The sequence below is a fragment of the Rhodococcus shunpengi genome, from assembly GCF_048381395.1.
Taxonomy (GTDB): Bacteria; Actinomycetota; Actinomycetes; order Mycobacteriales; family Mycobacteriaceae; genus Rhodococcus.
Map to the genome: position 1 here is coordinate 204,053 of NZ_JBLWIU010000024.1, position 19,725 is coordinate 223,777.

A 19,725-nucleotide genomic window follows, 5' to 3' on the forward strand; every position below is an offset into this window, starting at 1 on the left:
CGCGACTGTCAGTTCACGCAGCGCGGGCCGTCGGAGCCCGCGTCGATGGGCGGTGCGGCGGGAGCCGGGGTGGCGGTGCCACCGGCCGGGCTCACCCCGATGTCGGAGGCGGATGCGGCGGTGGACGAACCGGAGTACGACGACGAGCCCGGGCCGGTGTAGTCGCCGGCGAGCACGACCCGCACGGTGCCGGCGGGGAGCGAGGGATCGGACTCGGTGGCGAGACCACCGAGCGCCGCGGCCACCGCGCGGGTCTCGTCGGAGTCCTCGTCGGCACCGAAGACCGTCGACGTGCCCACCCCTGAACCGGTGTAGTTGCCCACCTCGCCTTCGACGTAGCCCTCCTCGGACAGGGCCGCGGAGACCTGGGAGGCCAGGCCGGACACGGATCCGGCGTTCGCGACGTCGACCGTGACGGTCGACGCGTCGATGTCGGGAGCGGGCACCGGGGTCGAGGTGGTCTCGCTGCCGTCCGGCTCGCGGCCGATCAGCTCGGCGACGAAGGAGCGCACCTCGTCCGGATCGACCTGCACCACCGACTCGCCGTAGTCGGTCATCGCGTTGATGTCCTGCACCGGAATCGTCGAGAAGGTCACGTCGCCACCGGCGAGGCCCTGCAACTGGGTCGCGAGCGCCATGATGTCCCAATCGGAGTCGAGCACCACCGAACGCTGCACCGCGGCGGTCAGCTGACTCACCTTCGACGGGTTGGACAACGTCTTCGCGCTGAGCACCTTCTGTGCCAGCGACGCCATGAACACCTGCTGCCGCACGATCCGGTCGAGATCGCCGCGCGGCAGGTCGTGCCGCTGGCGGACGAAGCTCAGCGCGTCCGAACCCTGCAGTGTCTGCTCACCGGCATCGAAACGGGCGCCCGAGAGCGGCTCGTCGACCGGTGCGTTCAGGCACACGTCGACACCGCCGACGGCGTCGGTGAGCAGCACGAAGCCGAGGAGTCCGACCTCGGCGTAGTGGTCCACCGTCACACCCGTCAGGTCGGCGACCGATTCGATGAGCGCCTCCCGGCCCGCCTGGGTCGATTCCTTCTCGAGCTCGGCCTCGGTCGCGTCGGCGTCCGCTTCGACGAGCTCGGCGCGCCGGTTCGCCTTCGTGGCGCCGTAGGCCGCGTTGATCTTCGACATCCCGATCTCGGGCACCTCGACGTAGGTGTCGCGGGGGATCGACATCGCGGTGGCAGACCGGCCGTCGTTCGGCACGCGGATCAGGATGATCGTGTCGGTGTTGTTCGCCACTTCCTCACCCGCGCGCAACGCGTCGAGCTCGCGCTGGGAGAGGGGATTGCCGTGCGCATCGGTGCGACTGTCCGTGCCCACCAGCAGGATGTCGACGGCGCCGTCCTCGCCGTCGCCGAGGGCCAGGCCGCGGACCGACGCCAGCGACGACTGCAGCGCCTCGACGCTGCGCCACGCCACACCGGTGACGACCAGCACCAGGCACGCCGCGATCGCGACGGCGATCTGCCACGGCCTGCCGCTGTACACCCGCGCCTCCGCCGGTGCTCCGGGGCTGCGTGAGGGCGGCTCGCGCCGGGCGGAACGCCGGGACTGCCGGGGACCGGGATCCGACCCGTACCTGCCGTCGGCAGCTGTCGGATCGCCCGCGCGGGTGCGACGTCCCGTCGGATCGGGACGTCGGCCGGTGCGGCGACGCGGCTCTGGCGGCACCTGGGACTCCTCCTGTGGGTGGTACGGGGTCTGTATCTGTAGCTCTCGGTTGAAGGCTACTGGTGGGGACGCTCGCCCGGCGCGCACCACTCCGGCGTGCCAGACTTCTCCGAGTGCGTAGCGTTCTCGTCACCGGAGCCCGTGGCCAACTCGGCCGTCATCTCGTGAACCGCGGCACCGCGGCGGGGATACCGATCCGCGGTGTCGGATCGTCCGAGGTGGACATCACCGATCCGCAGGCCGTGGCCGCCGCGGTCGAACCCGGATCCGTGGTGATCAACGCCGCCGCGTACACCGCCGTCGACGCGGCCGAGACCGACGAGGACCGGGCCGCTGTGGTGAACCGCACGGGCCCGGGCGTGTTGGCCGCCGTCTGCGCCGACAAGGGTGCCCGTCTCGTCCATGTCTCCACCGACTACGTTTTCGCCGGCGACGCGACCGAGCCGTACCGGGTGGACGCGCCGACCGGCCCGCGCACGGCCTACGGCCGCACCAAACTCGCAGGTGAACGAGCGGTGCTGGAGGCGCTGCCCACCGCGCACGTCGTGCGCACCGCCTGGGTGTACACGGGCGACGGCAACGATTTCGTCGCGACCATGCGGCGACTCGAGGGTGAACGCGACACCCTGCGCGTCGTCGACGACCAGCGTGGTTGCCCCACCTATGCCCGCGACCTGGCGGACGGCCTGCTCGAACTCGCCTCCCGCGCCGACGGCATCCCCGGTGGGATCCTGCACGCGACCAACGCCGGGGAAGCGACGTGGTTCGACCTCGCCCGAGCGGTCTTCGAGGAGATCGGCGCCGATCCGGAGCGGGTGCACCCGTGCCGCAGCGACGAGTTCGTCCGCCCCGCGCCCCGGCCCGCCTACTCGGTGCTCGACGACAGCGCGTGGATCGGCGCCGGCCTGACACCCTTCCGCCCGTGGCGGGAGGCACTGCACGAGGCGATCGCCGGTGACGGAGTCGTGCCGCCTGCACGATGACATCCGACGAAGCGGCCCGTGAGGTGTCGCACACCGTCGAGGTCGCTAAGGTGACCGGCGTGGAATCGACGCTGGCCGTGGTGACGGTGACCTACTCGCCCGGAGAGCACCTCGAGAACTTTCTCACCTCGCTCACCTCCGCGACCGTTCTGCCGACGGAGGTGATCCTGGCCGACAACGGTTCGACCGACGGTGCTCCCGAGGCCGCCGAGGCGGCACACGAGAACGTGCGACTGCTCCGGACCGGCGGGAACATCGGTTACGGCGGTGCGATCAACCGCGCGGTCGCCGAGGTCGACCCGGCTGCGGAGTTCGTCGTCGTCGCGAACCCGGACGTGCGGTGGCATCCCGGTTCGCTCGACGAGATGCTCGACGCGGCGCGTCGCTGGCCGCGCGCCGGCTCGCTCGGGCCGCTGATCCACGAACCCGACGGAAGCGTCTACCCCTCGGCGCGCACCGTCCCCACCCTCGCCTCCGGTGCCGGTCACGCGCTGCTCGGCACCGTCTGGCCGGCCAATCCGTGGACGCGCCGCTACCGGCAGGAGAACGAGGAGATCAGCGAACGCCCCGTGGGCTGGTTGTCCGGATCGTGCCTGCTGCTGCGGCGCGCCGCCTTCGATTCGATCGACGGCTTCGATTCGCGATACTTCATGTACATGGAGGACGTGGACCTGGGCGACCGGCTCGGACGAGCGGGCTGGCTCAACGTGTACGTGCCGTCCGCGGTGGTCACGCACGCCAAGGGCCACGCGGCCGGACGGCACCCCGAACTGATGCTTCCGGCACATCATGAGAGTGCCTACCGCTTCCAGGCGGACCGTCACCCCCACGGGTGGCAGGCACCGCTGCGGTGGGCGTTGCGGGCGGGGCTCGCGGTGCGATCGCGAGTGACGGTCGCGGCGGCCGTGCGGGAGCGTCGGAACGGGAGGACCGACCAGAACATTCCGGTCGGCACGACAGTGAACAGGGGAGACGATGACGAGTGATTCGGCACCGCACACCGATGCGGTGATTCTGGTCGGCGGACAGGGTACGCGGCTACGACCGCTGACGCTGTCGGCACCCAAGCCGATGCTGCCCACCGCGGGGGTGCCCTTCCTCACCCACCTGCTCGCGCGGATCCGTGAGGCGGGCATCAAGCACGTCGTGCTCGGCACCTCGTTCAAGGCCGAGGTCTTCGAGGAGTACTTCGCCGACGGGTCGGACTTCGGCCTCGAGATCGAGTACGTCACCGAGACCGAGCCGCTCGGCACCGGCGGTGGTATCCGTAACGTGCTGCCGAAGCTGCGCGCCGACAACGTCATGGTCTTCAACGGCGACGTGCTCGGTGGCACCGATCTCGGCGCCGTCCTCGACACCCACGTGCGCACCGAGGCGGACGTGACCCTGCACCTGGTGCGGGTGAGCGATCCGCGTGCCTTCGGCTGTGTGCCGACCGACGAGGACGGCCGGGTGACCGCCTTCCTCGAGAAGACCCAGGATCCGCCGACCGATCAGATCAACGCCGGTTGCTACGTCTTCCGCCGCGAGATCATCGAGCAGATCCCCGAGGGCCGCCCGGTCTCGGTGGAGCGCGAGGTGTTCCCGGCGCTGCTGACCGAGGGCAAGAAGGTCTACGGGCACGTCGACGCCGCCTACTGGCGCGACATGGGCACCCCGGAGGACTTCGTCCGCGGCTCGGCCGATCTGGTCCGCGGTATCGCCCCGTCGCCGGCGCTTCCGCCGCAACGCGGCGAGTCGCTCGTGCATCCGGGAGCCTCCGTCGCCCCCGGCGCACTGCTGATCGGCGGCACGGTCGTCGGCCGCGGCGCGGAGATCGGTGCCGGCGCCCGCCTGGACGGCGCGGTGATCTTCGACGGTGCGCGGGTCGAGGCCGGTGCGGTGATCGAGCGGACCATCATCGGTTTCGGTGTGCGGGTCGGTCCGCGCGCTCTGATCCGCGACGGCGTGATCGGCGACGGCGCCGACATCGGTGCCCGGTGCGAACTCCTGCGCGGTGCGCGGGTGTGGCCCGGGGTGAAGATCCCCGACGGCGGCATCCGCTTCAGTACCGACGTGTGAGTCGAGAGGACGAAGTGCGCTTCGAACGGTATGTGGCCCTCGGCGATTCGTTCACCGAGGGAGTCGGCGACCCGGATCCGGCGCGTCCCAACGGGCTGCGCGGCTGGGCCGATCTCGTCGCCGGTGAGCTCGCGCGGCACTCGGAGAACTTCGCGTACGCGAACCTCGCCATCCGGGGCCGGTTGCTGCGACCGATCCTCGACGAGCAGCTCGAGACCGCCGTGGCGATGCGTCCCGATCTCGTGACGATCTACGCCGGCGGCAACAACCTCATGCGTCCGAAGCTCGACCTCGACGCGCTCGCGGCCGAGTACGACGAGGCGATCGGCAAGCTCGCCGCGACCGGCGCCCGCATCCTGATGTGGACGGCCTACGACGGCAGCTGGGCGCCGGTCTTCGGAATGCTGCGCGGCCGCTGGGCCGTGTACAACGAACTCGTCCGGGCGATCGCCGACCGGCACGGGGCGACCATCGTCGACTTCTGGCGGTTCGACGAGTACCGCGATCTACGCATGTGGGACTTCGACCGGCTCCACATGTCCGCGGCCGGCCACCACAACATGGCGATCCGCGTGCTCGACCTGCTGGGCGTCGCACACGGTCTCGGACCGGTGGAGTTCGACGAGGCGCCCGTCCTCACGCGGGCCCAGGAACGCGCCGCAGACCGTGCGTGGATGCGCGAGTTCCTCGTCCCCTGGGTGGGCCGGCGGCTGCGCGGGGTGTCCTCCGGCGACGGCATCACCCCGAAATACCCCGAACTCGGCCCTGTCCGGTTCTGACCTCACGGCCGGTTCCGACCTCACGCTCGTCCCGGCGACCCGCCGGGACGAGCGTGGTCGTTTCAGGCCCGTCGGGCCGCGTCGTTTCAGGCCCGTCGAGCCGCGGCGAGCCGGACCATGTGCGCGATCGTCTCGTGCTCGGCCTCCGGCGGTAGCGCGTCGACGGGCCACCACTGCAGGTCGGTGGATTCGTCGCTGCGCACCGGCCGGGCACCGACGGGTGCGGTCACCAGGAACCGCAGGTCGAGGTGACGGGTGGGCACGCCGAGGGAGCACGTGATCGGATGCGTGTGCGCCGACAGCAGTTCCGGATCGATCACCAGATCGGCGATGCCGGATTCCTCGGTGGCCTCGCGCAGGGCCGCGTCGACGACCGTCTCGTCCGACGGCTCGCAGTGACCGCCGAGCTGGATCCACCGCCCCACCCGCGGATGCAGGGTGAGCAACACGTTGCGGTGGTCGACGTCGAGCACGATCGACGACGCCGTGATGTGCCCGGGCACGTGGTCGCGCAGGCACCCGTCGGGCGCCGAATCGAGGAACGCCAGCATCGTGTGCCGCAGCGATTCGGCGTCCTCGGAGTCGGTGCGCCAGGCGGTGAGCCGGTCGATCGCCGAGGCGTGCAGGGAACGCGCCGACACGGCTACAGCTCCACGAGCGCGTCGCCCGGGTCCGCGGGTTCGCGCGGCTCCGGTTCGATGAGCGGGTAACCGACGGCGACCGCCCCGAGCGGCGACCACTCGGCAGGAAGCCCGAGTTCCTCGCGGACCACCTCGGGAGCGAAGATCGTCGAACCGATCCAGCAGCTTCCGAGCCCGCGAGTGGCGAGGGACACGAGCAGACCCTGAACCGCGGCGCCGGCGGCGACGGTGAACATCGTCGCCTCCGCCGCGGTGCGACGCGCATCCGGATAGTGGTGTGCGCCGTCGGGCACCCAGAAGGGGACGATCACCTCGGGTGCGTCGTAGAGGATCGCGCCGCGGGAGAGTCGGCGTTCGACGGCCACCGGGTCGAGTCCGTCGCCGTGGAGATCCTCGGCCCACCTGTCGCGCATGCGGTCGAGGAGCCGGCGCCGCACCTGCTCGGTGCGCACCCACACGAACCGCACCGGGCGGGTGTGATGGGGTGCGGGTGCGGTGAGGGCCTCGGCGACCGCCTCGCGCAGATCCTCGGGATCGACGGGTTCGGAGGCGAACTGCCGCACGGACCGGCGCAGCAGCAGTGCCTCGCGCCGACCGCGTTCGAGGGCCTCCTCGGTGCCGAGCCAGAACAGGTCGTCCTCGCCGCTGCGGATCAGGGCGCGGGCGGTGGATCCGTCGTCGGGCAGGTCGAGTCCGCGCACCACGGCGACGGGCACACCGCCGAGCTTGCCCTTGACCAGATCGCCTGCGGCGGCGATCTCGTCGGCGACCGCCACGGACGTCACCTGCAGTTCGTTGCCTTGCGAGTCGTGCGAGCCGGCGTAGCCGTGCAGGACGGGAAGCCCGGACGAGCCGATCGCGGCGTCGGTCTGGCCGTTGCGCCAGGCGCGGCCCATGGTGTCGGTGACCACCACGGCGACCCGGACGCCGAGCAGCGCACCGATCCGTTCGCGGAGCGCCGCTGCGCTCGCGTCGGGGTTCTCGGGCAGCAGCGCGAGTTCGGCGCTGTCGACGTTGGATCCGTCGATGCCGGAGGCCGCCTGCACGATGCCGAGCTTGTTCTCGGTGATGAGGGTGCGGCCCTTGCGTGCCAGCACGCGCACCGCTTCCTCGTTCACCAGGCGCCGGCGGAGCGCGTCGCGGGCGTCGGGATCGGTGGGCGCGGCGACGATCCGTCCCTCGACCTTCGAGACCACCTTGCTGGTGACGACGAGGACGTCCCCGTCGGCCAGCCACGGCGCGGCCTGAGCGACGGCTACGGCCAGGTCGTCGCCGGGCCGGAACTCGGGAAGCCCGGCAACGGGCAGGATCTCGATCGGGCCGCCCGGCGCGTGGTCGCGCACTGCGGGGTCGGCGACGGCGTCCGGCATCACAGGGTCACTCCGGCGAGGTCGAGGGCGGCGCGGGCCATCTCGGCCGTCGCGTCGGTGTCGGTCATGAGCAGGGGAACGGATCGGACCTCGACGCCCGGCACCTCGGCGCTGTCGGTCGAGTGCACGAGCCAGCCGTCGAGAAGGCCTGTGCCCGAGCGGGCGCCGTAGTACCGGCCGACCGCCTCGGCGGTGGTCTCCACTCCGATGACGTCCAGGCACGCATCGGCCATGCCGCGCAGGGGCTTGCCGTCGATGACTGGGGACAGGCCGACGACCTTCGCCGAGGTGGTGCGCAGCGCTCCGCGGATACCGGGGATCGCGAGGATCGCCCCGACGCTCACAACGGGGTTCGACGGAGCCAGGACGACGGCGTCGGCGTTCTCGATCGCCTCGAGCACACCGGGAGCCGGCTTGGCCTCTTCTGCGCCGATGTGGGCGAAGCTGTGGGTCGGCACCTGGGCGCGGTGGCGGACCCACCATTCCTCGAAGTGCACGGCCCGCTGTTCACCGTCCTCGGGATCGGTGATGACGACGTGGGTCTCGCTGCGGTCGTCGGAGACCGGCAGCAGGGTCACCCCCGGCTTCCACCGCGTGCACAGCGCTTCGGTGATCGCGGAGAGCGGATAGCCGGTCCGCAGCATCTGCGTCCGGATCAGGTGGGTGGCGATGTCGCGGTCGCCGAGACCGAACCAGTCGGGGATCGCCCCGTAGGCGGCGAGTTCCTCCTTGGCGTTCCAGGTCTCACCGGCGCGGCCCCAGCCGCGTTCGGTGTCGATCCCACCGCCGAGGGTGTACATGCAGGTGTCGAGATCCGGACAGATCCTCAGGCCGTGCATCCACACGTCGTCGCCGACGTTGACGATCGCGGTGATGCGGTGTGCCGCGTCCGGATTCGGCTCCACGCCCGGGGAAATATCGAGAAGCCGGCGCAAACCTGAGAGAAAACGCGCCCCACCGACACCTCCGACCAATACAGTCACATTCACGGCCCAAGCCTAAGCGGTGCGTCGCCTACCCGGTCGCGCGCCGTCCGAAACGCGTTTCGGCAAAGCGGCCGATGATATGTGAACAACGCCGCTCCGCTTGACCGCGACACACCCGAAGTGTCTAATCACATACATGTCATTCGATAATCGAATTCGAGATCCCTTGCGGTGAACCCGCATTCGAACGAGTATTCGAAGGGTGGCAGCGGGTTGATCCCCGGTCATGATTCGGCGCTGCAGGTGAGGAGGGACAATGGCCGGCGAGCGCGACAGCTTCGAGCTCACTCGAAGCGATACTGCAGTCGAGGCTGTCTGTGACTACCCGGACGTCGGGGTGCCCGTCCTGAGTTTGATCTCGGGATTCGGCGACCCAGCGGATGGCGAGGAGCAGTGGCAGGAGCGTGCGCTCTGTGCGCAGACCGATCCGGAGGCATTCTTCCCCGAGAAGGGTGGCTCCACCAGAGAGGCCAAGCGCATCTGCATGGGGTGTGAGGTCCGGGACGACTGTCTCGAATACGCACTCGCCCACGACGAGCGGTTCGGTATCTGGGGCGGGCTTTCCGAGAGGGAACGCCGTCGCCTCAAGCGCGGAATAGTCTGACGAGGGGTTCGGCCCGGTACGGGGAGTACGGGACCGAGTGAAACACCGAGTCGGACGACGAAGGTCGGGTTGCGGCCGTGGGGGACGAGCAACCCGGCCTTCGTCATGTTTCGGGAAGGTTCTTCAGTCCTCGTCGTCCTCACCGAGTGTCGGATCCACCACTTCCGGCTCCACGCCGAGATAGGTGGCCACCTGGTGCACGAGGACGTCGTGCACCAGATCCGTCAGATCGTCCGGATCCTTCGCGCGCACCTCGAGAGGCCGGCGGAACAACACGATCCGCGCCCGGGTGGCAGCGCCTCGTCGATCGATCCCCGCCGGCACGAGCCGGGACAGCGGCACCGGCCCGTCGGCAACCACCTCGTCCGGCCAGTTGACCGAGTCGGGGTCGCGCGCCCGGATCTTCGGGACCTCGTCGACGGCGATGTCGAGCTTGGTGAGGCGGTCGTGCCAGCGCGCGTCGATCGGCGCGAACGCCCCCAGGACGAGCAGGTCGAATTTCTCGGCGCGTGTCTTCCACGCGGGCAGGCTCTGCGGGAACAGGGGACCGCGGATTCCCCTGCCGCGGCGTGCCACGGAACGGGACGACACAGGGCGGGAACGTCGTGCGCGGACCATGCCATGGACACTACGACACGAAAATCGCTCCACCCTTTCGGTGTGTCCGAATAGTCCTGGCGCGTCCGGCGCGCTACGCTCCCAGTCGTGAGAACACTGCGTCGATGCTGCCGGCCTGGGTGCAAGAACCCTGCTGTTGCGACGCTGACCTACGTGTACTCGGACTCCACTGCCGTTGTCGGTCCCCTGGCGACCGTCGCGGAACCGCACTCGTGGGATCTCTGCGAGATGCACGGTTCGCGCATCACGGCACCCAAGGGCTGGGAACTCGTCCGATACGAGGGAGCGTTCTCGTCGGCCACCCCCGACGAGGACGATCTGACCGCCCTCGCCGAGGCCGTACGCGAGGCCGGCCTGGGGGAGCGTTCCCGTTCCGACTCGAGCGACGACGACGCCGAGGAACCCCAACGGGCCGTCGTGCCGCCCACCGCACGCACCGGCCGACGCGGCCACCTGCGTGTTCTTCCCGATCCCACGTCCTGAGCCGTTCGCACTAGGCTGAGCGAGTGCGATGTCGCGGAGGACGGCATCGCACGAGTCGAGTTCAGGAGCTAATACAGTGGCGAGAGCTGCCGAGTCGGTGTCAGCAGTCATCAAGGCCTACGACGTACGGGGAGTCGTCGGAGAGCAGATCGACGAAGAGTTCGTCCGCGAGGTCGGAGCGTCGTTCGCACGCCTGTTGCGCAGTGAGGGCAGCGCGGACCGTGTGGTGATCGGGCACGACATGCGCGCCTCGTCCCCTTCGCTCTCGCAGGCCTTCGCCGACGGGGTCACCGCCCAGGGGCTCGACGTGGTGCTGATCGGCCTCGCATCCACCGACCAGCTCTACTTCGCGTCGGGCCTGCTCGACGCGCCCGGCGCCATGTTCACCGCCAGCCACAATCCCGCGAAGTACAACGGCATCAAGCTCTGCCGTGCCGGTGCCAAGCCCGTCGGCCAGGACACCGGTCTGGCACAGATCTCCGCCGACCTCGTCGAGGGTGTGCCCGCCTACGACGGCGAGCGCGGCAGCATCACCGAGCAGGACGTCCTCGAGGACTACGCCTCGTTCGTCCGCGGCCTGGTCGATCTCGCGGAGATGCGGCCGCTGAAAGTGGCGGTCGACGCCGGCAACGGCATGGGCGGCCACACCGTCCCCGCCGTCTTCGGCGCCCTGCTCGTCGATCTCGTGCCCCTGTACTTCGAACTCGACGGCACCTTCCCGAACCACGAGGCCAACCCCCTCGACCCCGCCAACCTCGTCGACCTCCAGCGTCTGGTCGTCGAGTCCGGTGCCGACGTGGGTCTGGCCTTCGACGGCGACGCCGACCGCTGCTTCGTCGTCGACGAGCGCGGCGAGCCGGTCACCCCGTCCGCGGTCACGGCGCTCGTCGCCGCCCGCGAACTCGCCAAGGAACCCGGTTCGACGATCATCCACAACCTCATCACCTCGCGCGTGGTGCCCGAACTCGTCGCCGAGCAGGGCGGCAAGCCGGTGCGCACCCGGGTCGGGCATTCGTTCATCAAGCAGCAGATGGCCGAGACCGGTGCCGTCTTCGGCGGGGAACACTCGGCGCACTACTACTTCCGCGACTTCTGGGGTGCCGACTCCGGCATGCTCGCGGCCCTGCACGTCCTCGCCGCACTCGCCTCGCAGGACGGTCCGCTCTCCGAGCTGATGAGCTCCTACAACCGGTACGCGGCGTCGGGCGAGATCAACTCGACGGTCGCCGATGCCGCCGAGCGCACCGAGGCCGTCGTCGCGGCGTTCGAGGACCGCGCGGTGTCGATCGACCGGCTCGACGGTGTCACCGTCGACCTGCCCGACAACGCATGGTTCAACCTGCGCGCGTCCAACACCGAGCCGTTGCTGCGGCTCAACGTGGAGGCCCGCACGGACGGTGAGGTCGAGGCATTGGTGAAGGAGATCCTTTCCGTCGTTCGTGCGTAGACGGAGGGACAACGGGAATAATCGAAGTGCCGGTACAGGTCGTGCCGGTGTCGGTTCGGCGGAGCACCGATCTCGGGTCGGTGGCCCCACCGGGCCCTGTCAGCCGACTCGCCGAGGTCGCGGCGGCGGAAGGAAGGTGATGCGGTCGTGACGGCACCCTCACCGCTGTTCGACTTCGACGATGCGGGCGGTGTTCTCGCCGCCGATGTCGACGGCATCCTCAGGAGCGCGGCCCTCGGCGGCGCCCAGATCCGCGCGGTTGCCGCGGCGGTCGACGAAGGTCTGCTCGGCCGGCTCACCGATATGCACCCCCGCAGTGTGGTCTTCGTCGGCACCGACGCCCGCGCCCGCTCGGCCGCCGAATTGGTCGTCGCGATGTTCGGTGGGCAGGCCGGTGTGCCCCTGGTTTCCGCGTCGGCCACCCCGCCGTGGGTCGGCGCGCTCGACGTCGTGGTGGTCTCGGGGAACGACGCCGGCGATCCCGAGCTGGCGCGCAGCATCGACGCCGGACTGCGTCGCAGCGCGGAGGTCGTCGTCGACGCCCCCGACGAAGGTCCGGTGCGGGCGGTCTCGGCCGGTCGCGCGATGTCGTTGCCGCCGCGCGTCCGGGTCCAGACCCGGTACGTACTCGCCCGGCACGTCGCGGTGTTCTGCGCGGTGCTCGGTGTGCTGCAGCGCGCCGTCCGGATCACCGGTGTCCCGCCGCTCGCCGAGGTCGCCGACACGGCCGACGAGGAAGCGGCGCGCAATCACCCGGCGAACGAGGTCTTCCACAATCCCGCCAAGTCGCTCGCGGTGCGCATGCAGTCGCGCCGCGTGGTGTTCGCGGGCGATTCCGCCGCGACGGCGGTGCTCGCCCGGCACGCGTCGGAGTCCCTGCTCCAGGAGGCGGGTGTGGTTGCCGGCGCGGCGGCGCTGAGCGACGTGCTGGTCGCGCGCGACCGGCTCACGAACGTCGTCACCGCGAGCGGTGAGAACTACGACCCGTTCTTCCACGACGAGGAGCTGGACGGACCGGCACCGATCGCACCGGCACGGGTGTTCGTGCTCAGCACCGACCCCGACCGCTCGGCGGCGCAGCGCAGGACGGCGGCACTTCCGGATGTGGAATTGATGTCCGTGATCGGAGAGTTCGAATCGAGCACGGTTCCGACCGTGCTGGAACAGGTGGCAGTGTTGACCGTCCGCACAGAGATGGCGGCCGCATATCTCGGATTGGCAGGGGGGAGATAGTGCACCGACTCGAAGGTGCGGTGCGCTCGTACGCCTGGGGATCGCGGACCGCGATCGCCACCCTGCGTGGCCGCAATGTGCCGTCCCATCATCCCGAGGCCGAGTTGTGGCTCGGTGCGCATCCGGCCGATCCCGCCAGGCTGGTGGATTCGGACGGCGACGAGCACTCGCTGCTCGACGTACTGTCGGCCGATCCGCAGCGACACCTCGGTGATCGCACGGTGGGGGCATTCGGTCCCCGCCTGCCCTTCCTCCTCAAGCTGCTGGCGGCGGAGGAACCGCTGTCGCTGCAGGCGCATCCCAGCGCCGGTCAGGCAGCCGAGGGCTTCGCTCGTGAGGAAGCACTCGGCATCCCGATCGACTCGCCCGTCCGCAACTACAAGGACGCCAGCCACAAGCCCGAACTCGTCGTGGCTCTGACCCGGTTCGAGGCCCTGGCCGGCTTTCGCGATCCGAAACGGACCGTGGAGCTGTTCGAGGCGCTGGCCGTGCCGGAACTCGACCCCTATGTGGGACTGCTCGCGGGCCAACCCGATTCGAGTGGTCTGCGGGCACTGTTCACCACCTGGATCACGTTGCCCCCGCCCGCTCTCGCGGCGCTGTTGCCGCGTGTGCTCGACGGTTGCGTCACCTATCTCGCAGCCGGACGGAACGGCGAACGCGATTTCGTTCCGGAGGTGCGCACGGCCCTGCAGCTGGCGGACTTCTATCCCGGCGACGCCGGAGTGCTCGCCTCGCTGCTGCTCAACCGCATCACCCTGCAGCCGGGCGAGGGTCTGTACCTCGACGCGGGAAATCTGCACGCCTACCTGCACGGCATGGGTGTCGAGATCATGGCGAACTCCGACAACGTGCTGCGCGGTGGTCTCACCCCGAAGCATGTGGACGTGCCCGAACTGCTGCGGGTGCTCGACTTCGGTGCGGCCTCGGTGCCGATTCTCGAAGCCGTACCGGAGGAGTCGGCGGAGACCGGGACGGGGCAGGGCCCGATCGAGCGCCGCTACCGCACCCCGGCACCGGAGTTCGCGTTGTCCCGCATCGATCTCGCCCCGGGCGACGCCCTCGGGGTCGGTGCCGACGGACCACAGATCCTGCTGTGCACCGCAGGCGATGCCCGCGTCGAGTGCGACGGCGAGTCGGTGACGCTGAGGCCCGGCGACTCGGCGTGGTTGTCGGCGTGCGACCGGAATCCGACCGTCCACGGTTGTGCCGCGGACACCCAGGTCTTCCGGGCCCGCCTCGGCGAGATACCGGGATCGGCGACCGACGAGTCCTGAAGCAGAGTCCTGAAGCAGAGTCCTGAAGCAGAGTCCTGAAACAGAGTCCCGGTAGGGACGGAATCGAATCGAAGGCGAGCCCGCACGGGCTCGCCTTCGTCGTTTCCGGACGCATCTTCGTGAGATTTACAATTTCCTCCAAATGTCTAGACCTCGGACGAACAGCGGCCTAGAGTCAAGGCATGAGTGGTGTGCGTCACCGTGTGGTGGCGTGCCCGGCGCCATCGACGGTGATGAGGAGACCCGACATGAGTACGGCATCCGCGGATTCGGTGGATCGACCCGACCTTCAGTGGCGCGACCGAAAGCGCCATCTGTGGCTTCTGGGACTGGTGCCCCCGACGGCGCTGTTCGTCGCCACCGCCCTGGTGTGGGGCGGTAACGAACTCGGCCTGCAGAGCGTCACCCCGATCCTGTGGTGGATCGGCCCCCTGCTGATCTACGTCCTCGTCCCGCTGCTCGACCTGTTCGTCGGGCCCGACGGCGAGAACCCACCCGACGAGTTGTTCGAGCAACTCGAGAACGACCGCTTCTACCGCTACTGCACCTACCTCTACCTGCCCTTCCAGTTCGCGTCGCTGGTCTTCGCCTGCTACCTCTGGTCGGCCGGCGACCTGTCCTGGCTCGGCATCGACGGCGGGCTCGGCGTGATGTCGAAGATCGGACTCGCGATCTCGGTCGGCGTGGTCGCGGGCATCGGTATCAACACGGCGCACGAGCTCGGCCACAAGAAGGTCGAATTCGAACGGCGACTGTCGAAGTGGGCGCTCGCCCCGTCGTTCTACGGGCACTTCTACATCGAGCACAATCGCGGCCACCACGTGCGGGTCGCCACCCCGGAGGACCCGGCCTCGGCCCGGTTCGGGGAGAGCTTCTGGCGATTCCTGCCCCGCAGCGTCGTCGGCAGTCTGCGGTCGGCGTGGCGCCTCGAACGAGCCCGCCTCGAGCGGCTCGACAAGCCGGTGTGGAGCGTGCACAACGACGTCCTCAACGCGTGGGCGATCTCCGTCGTGCTGTACGCGGTGCTTCTCGGCGTCTTCGGTCTGTCGATCGCGCCGTATCTCGTGATCCAGGCGGTCTTCGGGTTCTCGTTGCTCGAGGTCGTGAACTATCTCGAGCACTACGGTCTGCTGCGGCAGAAGACGGCGAAGGGACGCTACGAGCGCTGCTCGCCCGCGCACAGCTGGAACAGCGACCACCTGGTGACGAACATCTTCCTGTACCACCTGCAGCGGCACAGCGACCATCACGCCAATCCCACGCGGCGCTACCAGACCCTGCGCAGCATGGAGATCTCACCGCAACTGCCCGCGGGCTACGCGACGATGATCACCCTCGCCTACATCCCACCGCTGTGGCGCAAGGTCATGGACCACCGCGTGCTCGACCACTACGACGGCGACATCACCCGCGTCAATATCGAACCGCGTCGACGCGAGAAGATCCTGGCCCGCTACGGAGCATCGGATCCCGCTGCCGCGGAAGGAAAATGATCGTGGCGTCCTACCGCTGTCCCGTCTGCGAGTTCGTGTACGACGAGACCGCCGGCGTTCCCCGCGAGGGCTTTCCGGCCGGCACCCCGTGGTCCGACGTACCCGACGACTGGCCGTGTCCCGACTGCGGAGTCCGGGAGAAGACCGATTTCGAGGAGCACACCCCGTGAGTACCGACTACCGTCTGTTCCGTTGTCTCGTCTGCGGATTCGAATACGACGAGGCCGAAGGGTGGCCCGACGAGGGCATCGGACCCGGCACCCGATGGGAGGACATCCCCGACGACTGGTCGTGCCCGGACTGCGGCGCCGCCAAGGCCGACTTCGAGATGGTCGAGATCGTCCGCCGGTGAACCGCTGCCCGGGGGATCACGACCCGCCTTGCTTTGACGAGCACTTCCGCGCGTGAGAGCGTTCCCACCATGTCGAACGCGCGGGTTCCCTTCCACGAGGCAAGTCGGGTGCTGCTGCGCTCGACGATCCTCGACGCCATGCGCGAGCTGCTGCACGAACGCGACTGGTCGGCTGTCACCATGAGCGACGTCGCCCGGGCTGCCGGCATCAGCCGGCAGACCCTGTACAAGGAGTTCTCCTCCCGGCAGGGGCTCGCCCAGGGCTATGCGCTGCGTCTGGTCGACGAGTTCGTCGACGCCGTGGCCGATTCGGTGTACGCCCACGTCGGCGACGCGCGGGCCGCGCTCGTGGACGGATTCACCTTCTTCTTCGAGGCGTCCGCCGCCGACCCCCTGGTGCAGTCGCTGCTGAGCGGGGAGGCCAAACCCGACCTGCTGCGGTTGATCACGACCGACGCCGCCCCCATCCTCGAACGGGGCGCGGGTCGCCTCACGGAGACCTTCCACCACAGCTGGATCGCGGCGTCCGAGTCCGACGCCGGGATCCTCGCGCGCGCTGTCGTGCGGGTCGCGCTGAGCTTCGTCTCGATGCCCCCGGCCTCGGGGCGTGATGTCGCCGCCGACCTCGCCGATCTGCTCGTGCCGTTCGTCGAACGGGCCGCCGTACGCGGTTGACGCCCGGGCGCCGTACGGAGGTGCGACGGACGGATCCCGTCGGGGGACGATCTGCCGGGCCTCTTCTTGCGCAGGTTGTATAGCCTGGAACCAACATCGTCTGCCGACAGGAAGAGGCATCTGCACGTGTCTGACACCACGCTCGTAGCCGACCGGGTCAACGGTCTCGATTTCAAGGTCGCCGATCTGTCCCTCGCCGAGTTCGGGCGCAAGGAGATCCGGCTCGCCGAACACGAGATGCCGGGCCTGATGGCGCTGCGTCGCGAGTACGCGGAAGTGCAGCCGCTGAAGGGCGCACGGATCTCCGGCTCGCTGCACATGACGGTCCAGACCGCTGTGCTCATCGAAACGCTCGTCTCCCTCGGCGCGCAGGTGCGCTGGGCGTCGTGCAACATCTTCTCCACCCAGGACCACGCCGCCGCGGCCGTCGTCGTCGGCCCGCACGGCACCCCCGAAGAGCCCAAGGGCGTCCCGGTCTTCGCCTGGAAGGGCGAGACCCTCGAGGAGTACTGGTGGGCGGCCGAGCAGATGCTCACCTGGCCCGGCGAACCCGCCAACATGATCCTCGACGACGGCGGCGACGCCACGATGCTCGTGCTCAAGGGCGCCCAGTTCGAGAAGGCCGGCGTCGTCCCGCCGATCGACGAGGAGCAGGACTCCGCCGAGTACAAGGTCTTCCTCGAGCTGCTGCGCCGCTCGCTCGCGGCCGACTCGAAGAAGTGGACCACCGTCGCCGAGTCCGTCAAGGGCGTCACGGAGGAGACCACCACGGGCGTCCTGCGCCTGTACCAGCTCTCCGCAGCCGGCGAGCTCGCGTTCCCCGCGATCAACGTCAACGACTCGGTCACCAAGAGCAAGTTCGACAACAAGTACGGCACCCGGCACTCGCTGCTCGACGGCATCAACCGCGGCACCGACGTCCTCATCGGCGGCAAGGCCGCGCTCGTGTGCGGCTACGGCGACGTCGGCAAGGGCTGCGCCGAGGCCCTGCGCGGCCAGGGCGCACGCGTCTCGGTCACCGAGGTCGACCCGATCAACGCCCTGCAGGCCATGATGGACGGCTACGACGTCGTGACGGTCGAGGACTTCATCGGCCAGGCCGACATCGTCATCACTGCGACCGGCAACAAGGACATCATCACCTTCGAGCACATGAAGGCGATGAAGCACCAGGCCATCCTCGGCAACATCGGCCACTTCGACAACGAGATCGACATGGCCGGCCTCGAGCGGGCCGCCGACGTCACGCGGATCAACATCAAGCCGCAGGTCGACGAGTTCACCTTCGTCGACGGCCATTCGATCATCGTCCTGTCGGAGGGCCGCCTGCTCAACCTGGGCAACGCCACGGGCCACCCCTCCTTCGTGATGAGCAACTCGTTCGCCAACCAGGTGATCGCCCAGATCGAGCTGTGGACCAAGCCCGACGAGTACGACAACGAGGTCTACCGCCTGCCCAAGCACCTCGACGAGAAGGTCGCGAAGATCCACGTCGAGGCGCTCGGTGGACAGATCACGAAGCTGACCAAGGAGCAGGCCGAGTACATCGGTGTCGACGTCGAGGGCCCGTACAAGCCCGAGCACTACCGGTACTGATCCCGTTGATTCGACGGGAATCACAGGGCACATGGGTGATCTGATCGTCGTCGAGGGTCTCGACGGGGCCGGCAAGCGGACGTTGTCCGCCGGTCTCGTCGAGACCTGGCGCGAGGCCGGACGGAAGGTCGCGACGCTGGCCTTCCCGCGGTACGGGCAGTCGATCCACGCCGATCTGGGCGCGGAGGCGTTGCGCGGGCAGCACGGCGACACCGCCTCGAGCGTCGAGGCGATGGCGTTGCTGTGGGCGCTCGACCGACGCGATGCTGCCGACGAGCTGCGGAAGCTGCTCGCCGACAACGACATCGTGCTGCTCGACCGGTACGTCGCGTCCAACGCCGCGTACACCGCGGCGCGCCGGAACCAGGGCGCGACCGGCCCGGCGGTGGAGTGGATCCGCCGTCTCGAGTTCGAACGGTTCGGGCTCCCGGTGCCCGATCTGCAGGTGCTTCTCCGCGTTCCGGTCGCCCTCGCCGCGGAGCGTGCCCGTAACCGCGCCGCGACCGAGGCCGACCGCGATCGCGACGCCTACGAGCGCGATGCCGGCCTGCAACACCGCACCGGCGAGGTGTACGACGAGCTCGCGCAGCAGCAGTGGATGTCTCCGTGGGAGGTCGCAGGCCCGCAGACCTCCCCGCGACAACTCGCCGTTGACATCTCAAATCTGCTTCACGACGGTGAAGGGGTGACACGATAGAGGCTATGAAGCCGAGGATTCTGGTAGTCGACGACGACACCGCGCTGGCCGAGATGCTCACGATCGTGCTGCGCGGCGAGGGATTCGAACCGTTCGTGGTGGGGGACGGCACTCAGGCGCTGGGCGCCGTGCGCGAGATCCGGCCCGACCTCGTCCTGCTCGATCTCATGCTCCCCGGCATGAACGGCATCGACGTGTGCCGTGTGCTCCGCGCGGATTCCGGTGTGCCGATCGTGATGCTCACCGCCAAGTCCGACACCGTCGACGTCGTGCTCGGCCTCGAATCGGGCGCCGACGACTACATCGTCAAGCCGTTCAAGCCGAAGGAGCTCGTCGCACGCGTGCGGGCCCGGCTGCGTCGCACCGAGCAGGAACCGGCGGAGGTCCTGACCATCGGGGACATCACCATCGACGTCCCCGCCCACAAGGTCACCCGCGGCGACGAGGCGATCTCGCTCACGCCCCTCGAGTTCGACCTGCTCGTGGCGCTCGCGCGCAAGCCGCGCCAGGTGTTCACCCGTGAGGTCCTGCTCGAGCAGGTCTGGGGCTACCGGCACGCTGCCGACACCCGGCTCGTGAACGTCCACGTCCAGCGTCTGCGCGCGAAGGTCGAGAAGGATCCCGAGAATCCCGAGGCGGTGCTCACAGTGCGGGGGGTCGGCTACAAGGCCGGACCGCCGTGATCCGAACCTACCGGCTTCGGCGGCGTATCACGCGTAGGACGCTGCCGCTGGTGAGGTGGTCG

At 69.2% G+C, this 19,725-nt stretch carries 21 protein-coding genes; 16 read left to right on the forward strand and 5 right to left on the reverse strand.

What is annotated here, in order from left to right; translation table 11 throughout:
* Positions 1–8 precede the first annotated feature (8 nt).
* Positions 9–1,502 (reverse strand): LCP family protein, encoded by a 1,494-nt coding sequence (locus tag ACNJ7K_RS13230; RefSeq protein ID WP_487041849.1) that lies wholly within the window; start codon positions 1,500–1,502, stop codon positions 9–11.
* Positions 1,503–1,798: 296 nt separating this feature from the next.
* Here ACNJ7K_RS13230 and rfbD point away from each other — a divergent pair, with 296 nt between their 5' ends.
* Genes rfbD through ACNJ7K_RS13250 form a run of 4 tightly spaced genes read left to right on the forward strand, consistent with a single transcriptional unit; the run spans position 1,799 to position 5,508 of the window.
* Positions 1,799–2,668 carry a dTDP-4-dehydrorhamnose reductase gene (gene rfbD, locus ACNJ7K_RS13235; RefSeq protein WP_487041796.1) on the forward strand — a complete coding sequence of 290 codons (870 nt, stop codon included), beginning with the start codon at positions 1,799–1,801 and terminating at the stop codon, positions 2,666–2,668.
* A 59-nt stretch (positions 2,669–2,727) separates the two neighbouring features.
* Positions 2,728–3,654 carry a glycosyltransferase family 2 protein gene (locus ACNJ7K_RS13240; RefSeq protein ID WP_487041797.1) on the forward strand — a complete coding sequence of 309 codons (927 nt, stop codon included), beginning with the start codon at positions 2,728–2,730 and terminating at the stop codon, positions 3,652–3,654.
* Entirely contained in the window at positions 3,644–4,729 is a 1,086-nt protein-coding gene (manB, locus tag ACNJ7K_RS13245; RefSeq protein ID WP_059382268.1) for a mannose-1-phosphate guanylyltransferase, read from the forward strand. Before ACNJ7K_RS13240 ends, manB begins: the two co-directional genes overlap by 11 nt.
* A 14-nt stretch (positions 4,730–4,743) precedes the next feature.
* Positions 4,744–5,508, forward strand: coding sequence for an SGNH/GDSL hydrolase family protein (locus ACNJ7K_RS13250; RefSeq protein WP_159417881.1), 765 nt, complete (start codon positions 4,744–4,746; stop codon positions 5,506–5,508).
* Positions 5,509–5,594: 86 nt separating this feature from the next.
* Here the strand turns inward: ACNJ7K_RS13250 and ACNJ7K_RS13255 are convergent, their stop codons facing one another.
* Genes ACNJ7K_RS13255 through cofD form a run of 3 tightly spaced genes read right to left on the reverse strand, consistent with a single transcriptional unit; the run spans position 5,595 to position 8,508 of the window.
* Positions 5,595–6,149 carry an NUDIX hydrolase gene (locus tag ACNJ7K_RS13255; RefSeq protein ID WP_487041798.1) on the reverse strand — a complete coding sequence of 185 codons (555 nt, stop codon included), beginning with the start codon at positions 6,147–6,149 and terminating at the stop codon, positions 5,595–5,597.
* A gap of 2 nt (positions 6,150–6,151) precedes the next feature.
* The gene (locus ACNJ7K_RS13260) at positions 6,152–7,519 is read right to left on the reverse strand and encodes a coenzyme F420-0:L-glutamate ligase (protein ID WP_268654058.1); all 1,368 of its coding nucleotides are present in this window, start codon (positions 7,517–7,519) and stop codon (positions 6,152–6,154) included.
* Positions 7,519–8,508: a 2-phospho-L-lactate transferase gene (gene cofD, locus ACNJ7K_RS13265; RefSeq protein ID WP_487041799.1), complete on the reverse strand. Its 990-nt coding sequence runs from the start codon at positions 8,506–8,508 to the stop codon at positions 7,519–7,521. The genes ACNJ7K_RS13260 and cofD overlap by 1 nt, the downstream gene beginning before the upstream one ends.
* Before the next feature lie 334 nt (positions 8,509–8,842).
* Between cofD and ACNJ7K_RS13270 the strand changes: the two genes are divergently transcribed.
* Entirely contained in the window at positions 8,843–9,109 is a 267-nt protein-coding gene (locus ACNJ7K_RS13270) for a WhiB family transcriptional regulator (RefSeq protein ID WP_167388378.1), read from the forward strand.
* Positions 9,110–9,232: 123 nt separating this feature from the next.
* Here the strand turns inward: ACNJ7K_RS13270 and ACNJ7K_RS13275 are convergent, their stop codons facing one another.
* Complete coding sequence (locus tag ACNJ7K_RS13275) at positions 9,233–9,727, reverse strand: metallopeptidase family protein (RefSeq protein WP_059382262.1); 495 nt, start codon at positions 9,725–9,727, stop codon at positions 9,233–9,235.
* Between the two features lie 87 nt (positions 9,728–9,814).
* Between ACNJ7K_RS13275 and ACNJ7K_RS13280 the strand changes: the two genes are divergently transcribed.
* From ACNJ7K_RS13280 to mtrA, 11 genes are all read left to right on the forward strand, one after another.
* Positions 9,815–10,210: a DUF3499 domain-containing protein gene (locus ACNJ7K_RS13280; RefSeq protein ID WP_172414905.1), complete on the forward strand. Its 396-nt coding sequence runs from the start codon at positions 9,815–9,817 to the stop codon at positions 10,208–10,210.
* A gap of 76 nt (positions 10,211–10,286) precedes the next feature.
* Positions 10,287–11,657 (forward strand): phosphomannomutase/phosphoglucomutase, encoded by a 1,371-nt coding sequence (locus tag ACNJ7K_RS13285; RefSeq protein WP_487041800.1) that lies wholly within the window; start codon positions 10,287–10,289, stop codon positions 11,655–11,657.
* A 147-nt stretch (positions 11,658–11,804) separates the two neighbouring features.
* Positions 11,805–12,890 carry a tobH protein gene (locus tag ACNJ7K_RS13290; protein ID WP_268654054.1) on the forward strand — a complete coding sequence of 362 codons (1,086 nt, stop codon included), beginning with the start codon at positions 11,805–11,807 and terminating at the stop codon, positions 12,888–12,890.
* Entirely contained in the window at positions 12,890–14,167 is a 1,278-nt protein-coding gene (manA, locus tag ACNJ7K_RS13295; protein WP_019288505.1) for a mannose-6-phosphate isomerase, class I, read from the forward strand. The genes ACNJ7K_RS13290 and manA overlap by 1 nt, the downstream gene beginning before the upstream one ends.
* A 248-nt stretch (positions 14,168–14,415) precedes the next feature.
* On the forward strand, positions 14,416–15,660 hold the full coding sequence (locus ACNJ7K_RS13300; RefSeq protein WP_112320082.1) for an alkane 1-monooxygenase: 1,245 nt from the start codon (positions 14,416–14,418) through the stop codon (positions 15,658–15,660).
* A gap of 2 nt (positions 15,661–15,662) precedes the next feature.
* Positions 15,663–15,830 carry a rubredoxin gene (locus tag ACNJ7K_RS13305; protein WP_174247009.1) on the forward strand — a complete coding sequence of 56 codons (168 nt, stop codon included), beginning with the start codon at positions 15,663–15,665 and terminating at the stop codon, positions 15,828–15,830.
* The gene (locus ACNJ7K_RS13310) at positions 15,827–16,012 is read left to right on the forward strand and encodes a rubredoxin (protein ID WP_019288502.1); all 186 of its coding nucleotides are present in this window, start codon (positions 15,827–15,829) and stop codon (positions 16,010–16,012) included. The genes ACNJ7K_RS13305 and ACNJ7K_RS13310 overlap by 4 nt, the downstream gene beginning before the upstream one ends.
* Positions 16,013–16,081: 69 nt before the next feature.
* Positions 16,082–16,687, forward strand: a complete 606-nt coding sequence (locus ACNJ7K_RS13315; RefSeq protein WP_019288501.1) for a TetR/AcrR family transcriptional regulator — start codon at positions 16,082–16,084, stop codon at positions 16,685–16,687.
* 126 nt (positions 16,688–16,813) lie between these two features.
* Positions 16,814–18,283 carry an adenosylhomocysteinase gene (ahcY, locus tag ACNJ7K_RS13320; RefSeq protein ID WP_487041801.1) on the forward strand — a complete coding sequence of 490 codons (1,470 nt, stop codon included), beginning with the start codon at positions 16,814–16,816 and terminating at the stop codon, positions 18,281–18,283.
* Positions 18,284–18,314: 31 nt separating this feature from the next.
* Complete coding sequence (locus tag ACNJ7K_RS13325) at positions 18,315–18,980, forward strand: dTMP kinase (RefSeq protein ID WP_006550215.1); 666 nt, start codon at positions 18,315–18,317, stop codon at positions 18,978–18,980.
* Between the two features lie 5 nt (positions 18,981–18,985).
* The gene (gene mtrA / locus ACNJ7K_RS13330; protein WP_006550216.1) at positions 18,986–19,663 is read left to right on the forward strand and encodes an MtrAB system response regulator MtrA; all 678 of its coding nucleotides are present in this window, start codon (positions 18,986–18,988) and stop codon (positions 19,661–19,663) included.
* Positions 19,664–19,725 lie beyond the last annotated feature (62 nt).